Here is an 18193-nt window from a genome sequence, read left to right on the forward strand (position 1 = left end):
ATGAAGTTAGTTAGCAAGATCAGACATTTTTTTATAGCACTGTACCATCTTTTTATAGCAGCAGGTAAGGGTTTTGTGGAAGACAGGATTACGAAACTGAGCGCATCCCTTGCTTATTATACAATATTTTCGCTGACACCTTTAATTATTATTGTTTTATCTGCCGCCACCTTGTTTTTAGGAAATAAAAGCAATACCGATACACGAAACAGATTTTTTGCTCAGGTTACAGATATGGTTGGTCCTGATGCTGCCGTTCAGATTCAGGGTTTTGTGGAACATTCCACCAAATCGGGTCAGTCTACTATTGGCTTAATTATTGGTATTGCCACACTAATTATTGGTTCTACGGCCATTTTCATTGAAATTCAGGACAGCATCAACATGATCTGGAAGGTAAAGGCCATTCCAAAAAAGGGCTGGCTGAAAATGCTAACGAACCGGCTTCTTTCTTTCTCACTGATTGTTTCCATGGGTTTTTTGCTGTTGGTATCGCTCGTGATTAACAGTGTGGTGGTGGGCCTTGGCGATAAGCTGATTGCTTTACTTTCCAAGAGTGAAATTGATGAGGTGATTCCGGTGGCGGATGATACCATGGCCCTGATCATTTATATTTTAAATAATGTGATTACACTCGCAGCAGTAACAGCTGTTTTTACAGTCATCTTTAAAGTGCTGCCCGACGTGGTTATTAAATGGAAATCAGCCATTATTGGTGCTTTATTCACGGCTGTACTTTTCAGCTTAGGTAAGTATTTAATCGGAATTTATATTGAGAAAGGCAATCCGGGTTCTGCATTTGGTGCGGCAAGTTCTATCATTGTAATCCTGCTGTGGATTTATTATACTTCAATAATTCTTTATTTTGGTGCTGAGTTTACACAAGCTTATGCAGAAAAGTACGATGGCGGAATTGCACCGAGTAAATATGCCGTATTTACGAAAATTACCATTGTAGAGAAAAACGTGGACGTTCTTCCTCCTCAACATCCGGAAGAAACCGTTCATGCACCAGTCAACTAACTGAAGCAAATCCTTATTTTAGGAGATTATTTCCGCTATCGGATGTATTTTAAAATTTTCTCCAGTAGCTCATGTTCCAGGAACGGTTTCAGTACTAATTCATCCATTCCGGAGGCCAGGTATTTCAGCCGGTCTTCTAGTAAAACATTGGCAGTGATCCCCAGTATCGGGGTGCTGCGCTTTTTAGTATCGTTTTCATTTCTAATCTTACCAGCAAGTTCCATCCCACCCATTTTGAGCATTTGTATATCAGTTAAGATAAGATCATATTCATTTTCGCAAAATAATTTATAGGCTTCTTCTCCGTTATATACCGCATCATAAGAAATTTTATATTTTTTGAGAATGGTACCAGCCAGCATAATATTCAACTTGTTATCATCAGCCATTAAAATTCTTTTTCCTTCCAGTAATGTGGCTTTATCATATAATTCTGTGTTTACCCTTTCTGTAAAAGTATGATGAGTAATTTGATAAGGTATTTCGAAAGAAAACACAGCGCCCTCCCCTTCCTCACTCCTTACATAAATGGTTCCGCCTTGAAATTCAACTATTTTTTTACAAATGGCCAGGCCCAGGCCTGTACCATGTTGTCTTTCTTTTGTTGAAGTACCGTAAACCTGGGCAAATTCTTCGAAAATAATTTCCTGATCAGCAAGCTTAATGCCTATACCTGTATCAATAATATTTACTTTAAGTTTTGCCTGGTTTCTATTAGTTAAAGTGAGCAATGCTTCCAATGTGACGCTTCCATGTGACGTAAATTTGATGGCATTGCCTAACAAATTCATCAGCACCTGCTTTAGCCTCAAAGGATCACCAAGAAAATAGATATCCTCGTTTACAGACATCTCCAGATGGAAACCAATTTCCTTTTGTAAAGCCTGAATACGCATGCTTTCAAAAACATTTTTAATGGTAGTATAAGGTAAGAAAGGAATTTGAGCTAAAGTCACCTTGCCTGTTTCATATTTTGAAAAATCAAGAATATCATTGACAACATTCAGAAGCATCATGGATGATTCGCTGATGGCGGCAACCTGTTCCTTTTGTACAGGCGTAAAGTCAATCTGAATCAACTGTTCCGAGAATCCGATAATGGAGCTTAGAGGTGTGCGAATTTCATGACTCATGTTTGCCAGGAAGCAGCTTTTGGTGCGCGCATAAGATACCAGTTCATTGCTGTAATCAATTAAAGCTTTTTCATCCTTATAACAATGGTAGATCATGTAAAAGATAAAAGCCAATAAACCAACAGTGAGCGTAAGCAATACTTTGGTAAATTTATCTAAATTAATAACCGCATTCAAGGTGCTTTTATGAGTGATTTGCGATAAGTTGTAATAGTATTCTTTTTCAATGGATTGATATCTTTTTAATCCTTGAATGATGCCAGAAATTAATTGATAATCAATGTTAAACAATTGTTTTTCTTCATTGATAAGATCAAGTCTTAAATAATCATTAATGGCTTTAAGCTGCAACTCATTACGGGCTAAGCGGACAGAGTCAGTTGTTTGAACCAGTGCGGATGTAGTAATACCATTCTGGTCTTTAATTTTAAAAAGATTAGTTTCCGGAAGAGATTGCCGTTCAAGTACCTGATCAAGCTTTATTGAAAAACTGATCAGACTGTCACACAAAATTTTCAGCCTGATAAACTCGTTTATAGCCGGTTGGTTTTGACTGATTAAAGCAGGTTGACCTTTAGATATAAAATCATTTTGCTTTTTCCGGCTGATGGCATTAAGAATGAAGGAGATTTCCTTAATCTCATTCATAAATTCGTGGTGATAACAATGCTTTCTATTCACCATGAACATTCTGCAGTTGTTTTCTGCATGATATAACTTTAAAATACAACTATCAAGTTTAGCGTAATCATATTCTACCTGAGCAATTTTATCAACCGATTGGAGAAGCGGCAGGTTTGAAAAATTCACAAAAATAACGGCTGTTATTCCGAAAATGATCAAAATTGAAGAGACAATGATCAGGTATTTGTTTGCTAAACTTTTAGTGGATTTCAAATGCGTCGATTTAATTTTGTGATTATATCAACGCCGAATTTATGCTACTTCATCAATTATCTTAGGTTCTTCCTCCACCTCGTCTTTCTCCACACGAAGATTTCTGATGATATGTTGTTGCCTATCAGGAGTATTTTTTCCCATATAATATTCCAACAGGCTTTTAATGGTCTGATCTTTTAAAATAACAGGATCAAGCCTGATATCTTTACCAATAAACAAACCAAACTCATCAGGAGAAATCTCTCCCAATCCTTTAAAACGGGTGATTTCGGGCTTGCTACCTAATTTTGCAATAGCATTTCGACGCTCTTCATCACTATAACAATAAATGGTTTCTTTCTTATTTCTAACCCTAAACAAGGGTGTCTGTAATATATAAACATGGCCTGCTTTTACTAAATCAGGAAAAAACTGAAGAAAAAAGGTCATCATGAGTAAACGGATGTGCATGCCGTCCACATCTGCATCAGTCGCAATTACGATATTGTTGTAATGCAAACCATCCAGGCCATCTTCAATATTAAGCGCATGTTGCAGTAAATTAAACTCTTCATTTTCATAAACCACTTTTTTAGTCAGCTCATAGCAGTTAAGTGGTTTACCTTTTAAGCTGAAAACGGCCTGGCAATCCACATCCCTTGATTTTGTAATGGACCCTGATGCAGAATCACCTTCGGTAATAAACAAGGTCGTTTCATAGCGTTTTTCATGTGTACTGTTAAAATGAACCTTACAGTCACGCAGTTTTTTATTGTGTAACGAAGCTTTTTTAGCCCTGTCGTTTGCTAACTTTTTAATTCCTGCAATGTCTTTACGTTCCCGTTCAGATTGATTAATACGCTTCAAAAGGGCATCTGCCACATCCGGATTTTTGTGCAGATAATCATCCAGTTCTTTTTTAACGAAATCGTTAATAAATGTAGCTACCGATGGTCCTTCAGGCCCCATATTCTGAGAACCCAGCTTCGTTTTGGTCTGCGATTCGAAAACAGGTTCCTGTACCCGGATGGAAATGGCCGCTATAATAGATGAACGGACATCAGCTGCATCAAATTCCTTCTTAAAAAATTCACGAACGGTTTTTACTACTGCCGCGCGAAAGGCTGCCTGGTGTGTTCCGCCCTGTGTGGTGTGCTGCCCGTTGACAAAAGAATGGTAATCCTCACCATATTGCTGTCCGTGGGTCATGGCAATTTCGATATCATGCCCTACCATGTGTATAATCGGATAGCGAATTTCTTCAGGCTTATTGAATTTGGAAAGCAAATCGTACAAGCCCCTTTCTGAAAAATATTTCTGATTATTGAAATTGATGGTCAAACCCGTGTTCAGAAACACATAATTCCATACCATACTTTCTACAAAATCAGGGATATAATGGTAATTTCTGAAAATGGTTTCATCAGGATAAAAGGTAATGGCCGTTCCATTGCGCTGGGTAGTATCAATTACGGGTTGTTCATTTACCATTTCCCCTTTAGAAAACTCTACTTTTTTGGTTTTACCATCACGGTATGATTGTACGGTAAAAATGGTGGATAAGGCATTTACAGCCTTGGTACCAACGCCATTTAACCCAACAGATTTCTGAAAGGCATTGCTGTCATATTTCCCCCCCGTATTGATCTTACTTACACAATCAATCACTTTTCCTAATGGGATACCACGACCATAATCACGAACATTTATTTTCTGCTCAGAAACAGTGATTTCAATGGTTTTTCCGGTTCCCATCACAAACTCATCAATAGAATTATCTACAATTTCTTTCAACAAAACATAAATTCCATCATCTTGTGCAGAACCATCACCCAGTTTACCAATGTACATACCGGGCCGTAATCGAATGTGTTCTTTCCAATCTAATGAGCGAATGCTGTCGTCGTTATAAATTACTTCTGCCATAAATTTTTTAATTGTTATCAGGTTGGTTGAACTTTACGATTACACAAAGGAGCCTTACCGAGGGATGTTCGGAACAAGCCTTAACACTCAACATGACAATAAGTTTGGGATGATTTGTATCGCTTAAATGAGCCATCATCTGTGATGATGGTTCAAAAGCCGGATAGCAAAATTATTATACAATAATAGTTTTAATCTTTGAAGCTCGCAAATGAAAATTTCAACAATTGTTATGGGGATTGAGGAGCACGGAAAATGAGAGATGGAAAAGTGGGAATTTTTGAATGTTGAATGGTCAAATTACCAGCTGAAAACGGCTAACCGGAAACTTCTTCCATAATTTCCCTATCTTCGTTCTCTTTTATTTAAACCTGATTTAATGCAACCTAAAAAGCAGCTCTCACTCTTTGATTTATCCATGATCGTAGTGAGTTTGGTGATTGGAATGGGAATTTTTCGTACGCCGGTAAATGTGGCTGCAAAAGCTCAGATACCTGAACTTTTCTATTTGGCATGGTTTATTGGTGGCTTTGTGGCATTTTGCGGGGCACTTACGTATGCAGAAATTGGTTCCAGATACCCTGTAACAGGAGGATACTATAAAATCTTTTCTGCCGCTTATCATCCTTCAATTGCTTTTGCAATCAATTGCATCGTCATCATTTCAAGCGCGGCATCTGTAGCAGCTATTTCTATTATTGGGGCAGAATATTTAGGCAAAATTGTTTTACCAGCCCATATGCAAACTGATGTTTACCGGGTAGCCATTGCCATTACCACCATTTTAGTCTTTTATTTCATCAATTTACTCGGTTTAAAAGCAAGTTCAAAAACGCAAAATATATTAACCATAGTGAAAATCGGCTTGATTTTACTGCTCATCTCGGCGGTATTTTTTGGTTCACAAACCGAAACCATCATGCCTGTATTTAAAACGCATACGGGCACACGGCCAGGGTGGACAGATTATGGAAAAGCTTTGGGATTATGCTTAATTGCCGTGTCTTTTTCTTACGCCGGATACGCACAAACCATTAATTTCGGGGGTGAAGTGAAAGAAGCCAAAAAAGTGATTCCCCGTTCAATCATCATTGGCCTATCCATTATTGTTGCGCTTTACCTGATTATCAACTACGTTTATGTTCAGGTAATCGGTTTCGAAGAACTTAAATCTGCCGAAAGTATCGCAGCCATTTTAGCTTCCAAGATATTTGGACCTGCTGGTTTTAAGATGCTTTCAGTCATTATTTTTGTTTCCGTAATGGGTTATGTAAATGTGAATTTATTGAGCAATCCAAGGGCCATGTTTGCCATGGGTGAAGAAGGGGCACTTCCAAAAATTTTCAGCAAAATGAATCAGAAAACGGAAGTGATTACCATCAGTTTAACCGTTTTTACTTTAATTGCGGTGGTCATTATCTTTTATGCCAAAACCTTCGACAAAATCTTAAACTACACCATTTTTCTGGAAAGCATCAGTATGGCCAGTTCTGCCGCCACCATCTTTATTTTAAGAAAGCGGACAGCACATCTTAATCAGAAAAGCATTTATACCGTCCCTTTATATCCTATATTGCCCATTATATTCATTGCGGCTTATACTTTTGTTGCGTTTAGCATTTATGCAGACGATCCTGGCGCAGCGCTCAATGGTTTATTTATTTTTACAGGTTTTCTGGTTATTTATTTTGCGACCAAACTATTTCAAAAGAAACGTAATTTTTCTAATAAAAACTAATCAAAAGCATATAGTTTTCAACCACTTTCTGCAAATAAAGTTGTTACTTGAAACTAATTCGAAGCGCACAGGTTCGTTACCAAAAGAATAAATCAGATGGAAAAAATTTAATGAATAAAACGCTCACTTTAAAACAAGAAATTACTTATGCAGCAGGCATGATTGGCTGGAGTACAATGACAAATATTATCATTGTAATGCTGCCTTTTTTTTATTTGCCTCCAAATCATTCCGGCTTACCTGCTTTGGTTCCGCAACTTGTTTTTTTAGGCGCGTTCAATATTTTATCCATTATTGCCGCATCCGGAAGATTGGTTGATGCCTTGTTTGATCCCTTTATTGCAGGCAGAAGCGATGCCAGTAAAAATCCGAATGGCCGCCGGATGCCATTTATGAAATGGGCGATTGTACCGGCCATGTTGTTTTGCGGATTGGTGTTTTATCCTCTTCAAAAAACAGAGAGCTTACAAAATGCCTGGTGGCTGACCATCACCCTGTGCTTGTTTTTTATATCTGTAACCACTTATATTATCCCCTATAATGCCTTATTGGCAGAAGTAACCAACACCCCGCAGCAAAAAGTTAAATTATCCAGTTATCAGCAGGTTGGATTTGTAATTGGCATTATCTTTTCAGCTTGCACCAATAATTTCGCCGATCTCGTTCAGGACTACTGTACAGTGGCAAACCGGAGTGAAGCCATACAAATCGCCATTTGGGCTTTGTGTTTATTATCAGGCTTGATGATGGTGATGCCCATATTCACCATTAAGGAGAAAGACTTTTCTGTAGCCAGGCCAACACATGTACCCCTATGGCCCGCCATAAAAAACACCTTTAAAAACAAAAACTTTAAGTATTACCTGATTTCAGATTTTGCCTTTTATACCGCGTTAAGTATCATTTCAAGCGGATTATTATTTTTCTGCACCGTTTTACTGGGCTTACCGGAATCAGAGGGCGGGAAATTTATGGGTACCATGGTAATCGCTTCTTTATTATTTTATCCGCTGATTACTTTCGGATCGGCTAAAATTGGCAAGAAGCCTTTTGTATTACTGGGATTCGGCATCCTGTGCCTGATATTTGTAACCATTTATTTCTTGGGCAAACTCCCGTTCGGACCTTACACACAAATTTATCTTCTGGTACTCTCAGCCTCTTTTCCTTTGGCTGCCCTGGGTATTTTGCCCACAGCGATCTTAGCAGATATAGCCCAAAAGGATACTTTAGAAACCGGTGAAAACCACGAAGGAATGTTTTTTGCAGTGAAATACCTTTTTGTAAAATTAGGCCAGACTTTAGGCATCGCTATTTTTGCCATGCTCACGATTTACGGGAAAGATCCGGGAAATGATTTTGGCCTCCGCCTGAATGGAATTGTAGGATTCGGACTTTGTTTACTGGCACTTTTATTTTTTAGCAGGTTTAAGGAAGAAAAATAAATCTATTAAACGGGCTGGCATAAAAAAAACGCATGAAACAGTTCGCTTCATGCGTTTTTTAAAATTAAGACTATTAGTACCCTGGACTTTGTTTCAGGGTTCCGTTACTTCTGTCAATCTGATCCTGAGGTAATGGAAAATATTCGTCTCTTGATTCAATCGTTATACCATTCAGATAGTTGAAGTATTTTCCTTCAAAAGTAAAATAACTCTCCAGCGTCTGCTTGGCAATCCCCCAGCGCACCAGGTCAAAAAAGCGGTGTCCTTCCATCGCCAATTCCAGTCTGCGCTCAAAACGAACCGCATTCCTGGCATAAGTAGCATTTGGAAATGATGGATATGGGCTAACTTTGTAAGCTGCCGCCGGCGTACCGTTAATTGTTGTCGGGGATATTTTAGCTGCCCGAAGTCGAACAGCGTTCACTAATGTTAATGCTGTAGAAAGGTCATTTGTTTCAACAGCACATTCTGCGGCCATTAGATAAACATCACTTAAACGGATAAGATTAACATTCAAACCGGTGACGTTAGTCATACCCGGACCAGTACCCGATGCAATCTGAGAAGACTCAATTGAATTTTTTACCGCTACAAACGGGCCACCATTACTGGCATCCCTGATCCAGCTATCACCAGCCATAATTCCCCAATCACGATAAGGTACACCGCGGCGTCCGATGGTGGATTCTATTCTTGGATCAAATGCTATTGAACGATCTAACTGATAACTGGCTTTCTCTGCAGCTGATAAATTTAAATCAGAAGTATAAGCATTGGTTCGGTAGCTACCATCTAACAGTGGTAAGCCTGAAGCATCTACTTTAAAGGCATTGGCTAAATCAATAGTTGGTTGAAAAAATCCGCAGCAGTTAATTGGTGTTACCCCTCCATAAGGAAAATTTAACATATCACCCACATTGCCATTATCACCACCTGTACCGTCTGTACCTACCGAATGCTGTACAGCTACGATAGATTCTGGTCCGTCTTCTTTGGTAATATCAAAATTATCACCATAAGGCATATCTACCAAACTTCCTTTTGCCGTAATGACGGCATTAAGTTGAGCATAAGCTTCAGCATAGCGTTTTTGGTACAATAAAACCTTTCCAAGGTAAGCCTGAGCAGCATATTTATCCATACGACCCTTTTGACCTTTAGGTTTAGTGGTTCCAAGGTTGGCTACTGCAGCCTGAAGATCCTCAATGATATTCGGGTAGATATCCTTGTCGTTGGGAATAATGGCGCCGTTTGAGGCTTCGGTAACATAGGGCACCATTTTAAAAACCCTCACAAGAAAGAAATAATAATGCGCCCTGAGCAGCCTGGCTTCGCCCTGGATTTCTTTCGCCCTGCTATCTGAAAACTTTGTAGCACCACTTCCAGATTGTAGCGTTGCAAGTACCTTTAAAGTATTGTTACAACGTTGAACACCTTCAAAGCATCTATCGTACAAGTTAGAGAGGTTATCATTTGTGCTGGTAGGCGAGTGTTGCTCTATGGCATTCATATTAGGCTGATCTCCATTACTACTGCCTTTGTGCGCATTATCAGAAGCTACTTCACCAAATAACCATTGGCTCGGTGCTGCACCATAATTACCCCATGTGCCATTAATATTACCATTGAGCAGACCGTATGCACCTACAAGTAAACCCTCTACCCCATCCTGTGTGGTCAATTGCTCTGCTGTAAGCTCAGCCTGCGGGTTTAGCGAAAGAAAGTCCTTTTTGCACGATACGCTACTTAAAATGAATATGAATAAGAAAATATATTTTATATGTTTCATCTTGAAATCTTTTAATTAAAATCCAACATTTATACCTAATAAAAACTGTCGAGGTGATGGATATACCCCCTGATCAACCCCCGGAGCAGTGAAGCCATCCGTAATCTGACTAACTTCCGGATCTACGCCTGTATATTTGGTGATGGTAAATAAGTTACTCGCTGCAACATATACCCTGAATTTGCTGATACCTGCTTTAGATCCAAAAACTTTATCAGTAGGGATGGAATATCCGATCTGAAGATTTTTAAGCCTTAGAAAACTACCATTCTGAATATAGTAACTGGAAGAAGCAAATTCTACATCAGATGCACCTGTATAGGCAGACGGGATAGTACTGGTAGGGTTGCTTGGACTCCAGGCATTTAGCAAACGGGTACTTTTAGCCCCATCAAATGATGGGAAATCGGTAAAGTAACGGGTAGCTTCGAAGATATCATTACCTTGTACACCATATAAGAATGCTGTAATATCAAAATTATGATAAGAGGCGTTCAGATTAATACCATAAGTAAAATCAGGATTTGGATTTCCAATAATGGTACGGTCTTTCGGGTCAATCACACCATCTCCGTTAATATCCATGTATTTTAAGCCACCTACACGGGCACCAGTATAAGATGGGCTGTTCTGGATATCTGCTGCACTCTGGTAAATTCCATTGGTTTTATATCCATAGAAAGATCCGAATGGGGCACCTTGCTGTAGAACACTGGTTTGCAAACTTCTGTAATTACCATACACCTGGTTGAAAATTCCGGGAGCAAGCTGATCAATTTTATTTACGTTTCTTGAAAAGTTAACACCAATATCAAACTTAAATGGATTATCGGCTTTTCTGCCATAGTGATAGGCCACATTAAATTCGATCCCTTTATTGCTCATATCACCAATATTCACAAATGGAGAACTTCCGCCTCCAACTGCGCTTGAAGGTAAAGGCAGGTTATAAAGCATATCGGTAGTTTTCTTATTGTACCAGTCTACTGATCCATCAAAAGCACCTTCAAATAAGGTAAAATCTATACCCACATTCAGGGCTTTTAATGATTCCCATTTCACATCGGAATTTAGATAAGCATTTTGCCATACACCAGTGGTGAGCGTATTTCCACCTCCAACGGCATAAGCTGCATTCGTGATCGAACTTTGGTACCTGTTGATATACTGATATGGCGGAATCCGCTGGTTACCCGTTTGACCGTAACCTACACGAAGTTTTAAGTCACTTACCCATTTAACACTCTTCAAAAACTCCTCTTCCGATAATCTCCAGGCTATACTCCCTGCGGGATAAACACCGTATTTGTTTGCCGGACCGAAGTTAGATGATCCATCCCTTCGAACGGTTACGCTGGCCAGGTAGCGGTCATTAAATGAATAATCTACTTTTCCAAATATGGAGAAAAGGGAACCGATAGCGCCTGTGCTGGAATTACTGATATTGGAAGATCCGGTATTGAGGTAATAATAATCCAGATCGCCTAGTAAAAAGAAATCATTTCTTGATCCATTTAATTGTCTGGATCTTGAACGTATGGCTTCAGTACCAACCAATACATTTAATTTATGCTTTTCATTAAAGGTAGCACTATAATTTAAAGTGTTAGACCAGGTCCATTCTGTATTATAACCCTGGTATTCGCTTAAATTATTAGAGTTATTTCCTTCCGAGAATTCGAGGTTTGGATAACGCATAGACATCCCGTTATAATTTTCATAACGGATACCGAAATTGGTTCTCAATACCAAACCTTTCAGAATATCGCCTTCGGCAAACATATTACCGAAAAAGAAATTGCTTTTGTTTAAGTTATCCTTTGCCCTGTAAAGAAAAGCAACAGGATTTTCAGCATTTCCGAGCTGACTTCCACGGCTTCCGGCAAAATTTCCGTTAATGTCATAAACCGGAATAATTGTCGGAATCCTGTAGGCCCAGCTTAATGCACTACCCTGATCCTGGTAACCACCTGGCGTATTTGGATTTACACCAAAACCATATCCTTCAGAATAACTGTATTGCGCGTTTTCACCAAAACGAACGTGTTTGTTGAATGCACTAACGGTTGTATTTGATCGAAGGTTATAACGTTTAAAACCTGTATATTCAATTGTTCCCTTCTGATTAAGATAGCCTGCAGACAAGGCATAGGTTGAATTTTCAGAACCGCCTGTTGCGCCCAGCTGATAATTTTGTACCGGAGCCGAACGGGTAATCTCATCAAACCAGTTTGTTCCTTGTTTGTTGGCCTTGGTTATCTGGTAAAAAAGCGAAGGATCCCGGCTGTAATTGTATCTTGACGGATCAGCATCTGCCGAAGTAACATCCTGCCCTAAAACAGATCCTGCGACCAAATATTCTGGTAGTACCGGCGTTGTTCCAGAACCATAATTTCTCCCTGCAGCAATTGCTTTCCCGGCATTGGTATAGCTGTCAAATACATATTGCGCATATTGTTGCGGATTCATCATTTCTGGAAAACTGCCTTTCCGGGGTACCTGCGTGCCATAATAAGAATCGACGGTGATTTTTGGTTTGCCGGATGTTCCTTTCCTGGTAGTGATAATTACAACCCCGTTATTTGCCCTGGAGCCATAAATTGATGCTGATGATGCATCCTTTAGCACCTGCATACTTTCGATATCATTCTGATTAAGCCAGGAGAGTTTACCTTCAAACGGCACACCATCAATAACATATAGCGGCTCATTATTATTAATGGTACTTGTTCCCCTGATTCGGATCTGCGGTGTTGAACCTGGTGCACCATCATTAATAATCTGTACACCAGTAGCCTTTCCCTGCAAGGCTTCCACAGCACTTGCTGCAGGCTGAGCTTTTAAAACACCCATATCCACTACGGCTACGGCACCGGTTAAATCTTTTTTACGTTGCGAAGAATAACCGGTTACCACCACCTCGGTTAAATTGTTATTCTCCGCCTGTAGTATTATTGAAATATTGGTCTGGTTGCCAACTGTTACTTCTTTATTTGTAAATCCGATAAATGAAATTACCAATACATCTGATGGCTTTGCACTGATTGAAAATGCGCCATTGGCATCAGTTGTTGTACCTCCTGCCGCATTTTTAAGTTTGATTGTTGCACCTATAATAGGAAGTTGATCATCACTGGCAATAACCTTACCAGTAACTTTAGTTTGGGCAGTTGCGCCAATGGCATACAACAAACCCAAGCACAGAAGAAGGAATCCCCTCCTGAAAAAGGATAGATTTTGTTTCATAATTTATATTTTGGTTAGTATTCGTTTTTAGATCCGACTCACCTACTTGTAAAGGAGTTCGAAGCTATTGGCCCTATCATAGATCTGTTAGTAACGGAGAATGGTTGTTCGCCCGATGTGAGGATTTAAAGGTGTTACGAGATAGGTTAAGGAACCAATTTGTGGATAAAGTACAGGTAATGCCATACGTAGAATTTTATTTGGTTAGTTAATAAGTTTATTCGTAGTTTAAATCATACTTTACAAACAAATTATGTATATTTCTGATTATAAACTGATTACAAATTAATCATAAAATCATTACAAGCCAAATAATATTTTTTTTAATCGGATTAATACAGCCATTTATAATGGGGAGCATTATTTTCATCCCTGATCTTTTGTAAAAATAATTTTTCTCGTCTCTCCGATTATTTCCCTATCTTTGTTGCCGAAGCAGGAATAAGGGCTTGCCATTCTGAATGGCATATTCTCTCCGCAAGTTAGTCCTTCAACAAATGATTGTTCTAGCTTCTTCAATAAATATTACAAAAATTCATACATGTTATTCAAAGAATTAAACCTCATAGCGCCTATTTTACAGGCACTGGAGAAAGAAGGTTATACACAACCTACCCCTATTCAGGAGCAATCCATCCCAACCATATTAAAAGGAAAAGATTTATTAGGCTGTGCGCAAACCGGAACCGGAAAAACTGCTGCCTTTGCCATCCCGATGTTGCAGCTATTACACGAAAAACACATCAATACCAAGGCAAATAAAAATATTAAGGCCCTGGTTTTAACACCAACCCGCGAGCTTGCTATTCAAATTGAAGAAAGCTTTAAGGCTTATGGCAGTAACCTTAACTTGCGCAGGCTGGTTATTTTTGGTGGCGTAAACCAACACTCACAGGTAGAAGCACTTAGAAAAGGTGTTGATATTTTAGTGGCAACTCCCGGCCGTTTACTGGATTTAATGAACCAGGGATTCATTAGCCTAAGTACCATTGAACTTTTTGTGCTGGACGAAGCAGACCGGATGCTGGATATGGGTTTTATCCATGATGTAAAGAAGGTGGTGGCCAAATTACCGGCAAAACGCCAGACTTTATTTTTCTCGGCCACGATGCCTGATGAAATTCAGAAATTGGCCAATACCATTTTGTCCAGTCCGACAAAAGTAGAAGTTACACCAATTTCTTCTACGGCTGAAACCATTGTGCAATCTGTTTATTTTGTGGATAAGCCTGATAAAAAGAAATTATTAATCCATCTGCTGGAAGATAAAAAAATCGAGACCGCTTTAGTGTTTACACGTACCAAGCATGGCGCTGACCGGATTGTGAAAGATTTAGCTCATGCCGGAATCAAAGCAGCCGCCATTCATGGCAATAAATCGCAAAATGCCAGACAAAGGGCTTTAACTGATTTTAAAGATAGAAAGATTCGTGTATTAGTGGCGACAGATATTGCTGCAAGAGGTATTGATATCGACCAGTTATCTCACGTTTTTAATTATGAGTTACCGAATATACCTGAATCGTACGTACATAGAATTGGTCGTACAGGTCGTGCAGGTGCAAATGGTATTGCCATTTCTTTTTGCGATGCAGAAGAAAATGAATATCTATTAGACATTCAGAAACTAATTAAAATCACACTACCTGTTGTTGACGATCATCCTTATCCACTTAGCTGGGAAAGCATGTTGGCTAAAAACCAGGTTAAACGTAAACCTCAGGCACAATCTAAAGGTGGTGGTGGCGGTAAAAGAAGCGGTGATGGAAATATGAGTGGCAAACCGCGTAACGCCAGCAATAATAGAAGACCGGGCGGAAATAGAAATAAGGCGAAAGCTTAAGCCTGTGCGTTGTTCTGAACTTGATTCAGCATCCAATATGATTTAGATGCTGAATAACGATTTCCCATAAAATCGGGAATGAGGATAGCCTAAAGAAGCAAATCCCGAATTGATTGCTCAATCCGGGATTTGCTTTTTATTAAAGAATAGAAAGAAAGACCCTATGCCTTAAACTTTCCATCCTCAACCTTAAACAACTACATTAATAATCTTTCCCTTAACAAAAATGATTTTTTTCGGTGTTTTGCCATCCAAAAATTTCTGGAATTGTTCATTCGCCAATAGAATGGCTTCTACTTCTGGTTGTGCCAGGGTTAAACTCAAATTCAGGTTCATTTTCATTTTACCGTTCACTGAAACGGGATAAGCAAACTCATCCTCCACCAGGTGATCCGGATTAAAGGTTGGGAAAGCTGTATAAGATAAACTTCCTGCTTCATTCCCCAGCTGTACCCAAAGTTCTTCACAAATGTGCGGTGCATATGGCGATAAGATCACCACCAGATCCTGCAAAACAGCACGTTTGTTGCATTTTAAATCGGTCAGCTCATTTACCGCAATCATAAAGCTAGATACAGAAGTATTGAAAGAGAAACGCTCAATATCGTCCTGCACTTTTTTAATGATTTTGTGTAAAGCTTTCAGTTCTGCCTTGGTTGGCTCCGCATCAGAAACCGTAAATTCCCAGGCTTCATTGTGGAATAATCTCCAGAATTTCCGCAGGAACTTAAATACGCCTTCAATCCCATTGGTATTCCAGGGTTTACTTTGCTCCAACGGACCTAAGAACATTTCATACATCCGCAAGGTATCAGCGCCATAACGTTCAATCAAATCATCCGGATTCACCACATTGAATTTTGATTTCGACATTTTTTCGACTTCAACACCGCAAATGTATTTGCCGTTTTCCAGAATGAATTCGGCATTGGCATATTCTTCTCTCCACGACTTAAATTTATTCAAATCTAAGGTATCGTTCTCCACAATGTTAACATCAACATGCAATGCTGAAGTTTTGTATTCCCTCCTTAATCCTGCGGAAACAAAAGTATTAGTTGGCTTTCCATTCTCGTCATTGATGCGGTAAACAAAATTACTTCTACCTTGGATCATCCCCTGGTTAATCAGTTTTTTGAAAGGTTCTTCTTCTTTGGTATAACCCAGATCTTTCAAAAACTTATTCCAGAAACGACTGTATAGTAAGTGGCCCGTTGCATGTTCAGAACCGCCGATGTATAAATCAACAGCCTGCCAGTATTCAATCGCTTCTTTAGCTGCAAAATCAGCATCATTACTGGCATCCATATAGCGGTACCAATACCAGCTGCTTCCAGCCCAGCCTGGCATGGTGCTTAGCTCGTAATGATCACCGGCAGAAGGCGTCCAGTTGTTTGCCCTTGCTAAAGGTGGCTCACCCGTTTCTGTAGGCAAATACTTATCAATTTCTGGCAAGATTAAGGGCAATTCTTCTTCTTTAATTAAGAAAGGTAAACCATCCTTGAAATAAACCGGAATCGGCTCACCCCAGTAACGCTGACGACCAAAAATAGCATCTCGCTGACGGAAATTTACTTTTGCTTTTCCAACATTTTCTTCTTCTAACCAGTTATTTAAAATTGGAACCGCTTCTTTATAGGTTAATCCATTGATGAAACCTGAATTAATATATTTCCCCTCTTTGGTTGGGTCGGCCTGCACATCAATGTCTTTCTGTGCGTCTAAAATTTGAATAACCGGCAGATTAAAATGCGTCGCAAATAACCAGTCACGCTGATCGCCGCTCGGCACACCCATCACCGCGCCTGTTCCATAACCTGCAAGTACATAATCTGCAATGTATAATGGAACACGTTCACCACTCACCGGATTAATGACATAGGTGCCGGTAAAAGCACCTGAAACTGTTTTAGTGTCCGCCATGCGGTCTAATTCAGATTTCTTTTTGGTTTGGGCTATATAATTTTCTACTTCAGCTTTTTGCTCAAGCCTAGTTAATTCAGCAACCCATTCGTGTTCAGGCGCTAAAACCAGGTAAGAAACCCCGAAAATGGTATCTACGCGGGTGGTGAAAACCTCAATATAGTCTGAAGTACGGAGTACAGCATCAGAAGTCTCATTTGTAGATCGTAAATCTTCAATCTTAAATTTAACTGATGCGCCTACGCTCTTTCCAATCCAGTTGCGTTGCATTTCCTTCACGGGTTCCGGCCAGTCGATGGTATCTAAACCTTGTAAAAGTCTGTCAGCATAGGCAGTGATTCTCATGCTCCATTGCATCATTTTTTTCTGCTCCACCGGAAAACCGCCACGTTCAGAGAAACCATCTTTAACTTCATCATTGGCCAGAACTGTTCCTAAAGCCGGGCACCAGTTCACCGTACTTTCCCGTAAATAGGTTAAGCGGTATTTCAACAATTCAGTTTGCTTTTCTTCTTCTGTAAAGGTTGCCCAATCACTTGGCAGGAATGATTTTACGTCTTCATCGCAAGCGGCTTTTACATCAGCCGACCCTGAAGCATTAAATTTCTCGATTAAAGTGGTGATGTCTTCTGCACGATCATTTTCAAGGTTGTACCAGGAATTGAACAATTGCATAAAAATCCACTGTGTCCATTTATAGTATGATGGCTCGCTGGTACGCACTTCTCTGCTCCAGTCAAAAGAAAAACCAATCTGATCTAACTGGCGACGGTAAGTGGCAATGTTTGCCTCAGTGGTAATGGCCGGATGCTGACCAGTTTGTATGGCATATTGTTCTGCAGGCAAACCGAAAGAATCATAGCCCATTGGATGCAAAACATTAAAACCTTTAAGGCGTTTGTATCTTGAAAAAATATCAGATGCAATGTAACCCAGTGGGTGACCAACGTGTAAACCTGCTCCTGATGGATAAGGAAACATGTCTAGCACATAATATTTTGGTTTTTCAGAATTGCTTTCGGCTTTAAAGGTTTGATGATCTGCCCAAAATTTCTGCCACTTTTGTTCTATTTCTTTGAATTGGTAATCCATTGCAAGTTTTAAATTTTTAAAGGAGCGAAAATACGGAAATAAAAAGCTTAAAAAAACAGAATAGATGACTATTCAAAATCCTTTAGGTTTTTAAACCCCATAAGGATTGAAATATAAAAAAGCGCCATTGGCTATCAATAACCAATGGTGCAAGCA

Annotated in this window: 9 protein-coding genes; 4 read left to right on the plus strand and 5 right to left on the minus strand. The window is 39.4% G+C overall.

Going from position 1 to position 18193, the window contains the following annotated elements; genetic code table 11:
- The gene (locus OQX64_RS12305; protein WP_088300306.1) at positions 1-1023 is read left to right on the plus strand and encodes a YihY/virulence factor BrkB family protein; all 1023 of its coding nucleotides are present in this window, start codon (positions 1-3) and stop codon (positions 1021-1023) included.
- Positions 1024-1058: 35 nt separating this feature from the next.
- Here the strand turns inward: OQX64_RS12305 and OQX64_RS12310 are convergent, their stop codons facing one another.
- Both OQX64_RS12310 and OQX64_RS12315 read right to left on the minus strand, forming a co-directional pair.
- Positions 1059-3053: an ATP-binding protein gene (locus OQX64_RS12310; RefSeq protein WP_265818986.1), complete on the minus strand. Its 1995-nt coding sequence runs from the start codon at positions 3051-3053 to the stop codon at positions 1059-1061.
- 39 nt (positions 3054-3092) lie between these two features.
- Positions 3093-4961, minus strand: a complete 1869-nt coding sequence (locus OQX64_RS12315; protein WP_088300308.1) for a DNA topoisomerase IV subunit B — start codon at positions 4959-4961, stop codon at positions 3093-3095.
- Positions 4962-5340: 379 nt separating this feature from the next.
- On the opposite strand from OQX64_RS12315, the gene OQX64_RS12320 reads away from it, so the two are divergent.
- Both OQX64_RS12320 and OQX64_RS12325 read left to right on the plus strand, forming a co-directional pair.
- Positions 5341-6699, plus strand: a complete 1359-nt coding sequence (locus OQX64_RS12320; protein WP_265818987.1) for an APC family permease — start codon at positions 5341-5343, stop codon at positions 6697-6699.
- Between the two features lie 110 nt (positions 6700-6809).
- Positions 6810-8144 (plus strand): MFS transporter, encoded by a 1335-nt coding sequence (locus OQX64_RS12325; RefSeq protein ID WP_265818988.1) that lies wholly within the window; start codon positions 6810-6812, stop codon positions 8142-8144.
- Positions 8145-8217: 73 nt separating this feature from the next.
- Here the strand turns inward: OQX64_RS12325 and OQX64_RS12330 are convergent, their stop codons facing one another.
- Positions 8218-9933, minus strand: coding sequence for a RagB/SusD family nutrient uptake outer membrane protein (locus OQX64_RS12330; RefSeq protein ID WP_265818989.1), 1716 nt, complete (start codon positions 9931-9933; stop codon positions 8218-8220).
- Between the two features lie 15 nt (positions 9934-9948).
- Positions 9949-13179, minus strand: a complete 3231-nt coding sequence (locus OQX64_RS12335; protein ID WP_265818990.1) for a SusC/RagA family TonB-linked outer membrane protein — start codon at positions 13177-13179, stop codon at positions 9949-9951.
- Positions 13180-13720: 541 nt separating this feature from the next.
- Between OQX64_RS12335 and OQX64_RS12340 the strand changes: the two genes are divergently transcribed.
- Entirely contained in the window at positions 13721-15022 is a 1302-nt protein-coding gene (locus OQX64_RS12340) for a DEAD/DEAH box helicase (protein WP_265818991.1), read from the plus strand.
- A gap of 189 nt (positions 15023-15211) precedes the next feature.
- Here OQX64_RS12340 and leuS read toward each other — a convergent pair whose 3' ends face one another.
- On the minus strand, positions 15212-18037 hold the full coding sequence (leuS, locus tag OQX64_RS12345) for a leucine--tRNA ligase (protein ID WP_265818992.1): 2826 nt from the start codon (positions 18035-18037) through the stop codon (positions 15212-15214).
- Between the last annotated feature and the right edge of the window lie 156 nt (positions 18038-18193).

The organism is Pedobacter sp. GR22-10 (assembly GCF_026239715.1).
Classification (GTDB): Bacteria; Bacteroidota; Bacteroidia; order Sphingobacteriales; family Sphingobacteriaceae; genus Pedobacter.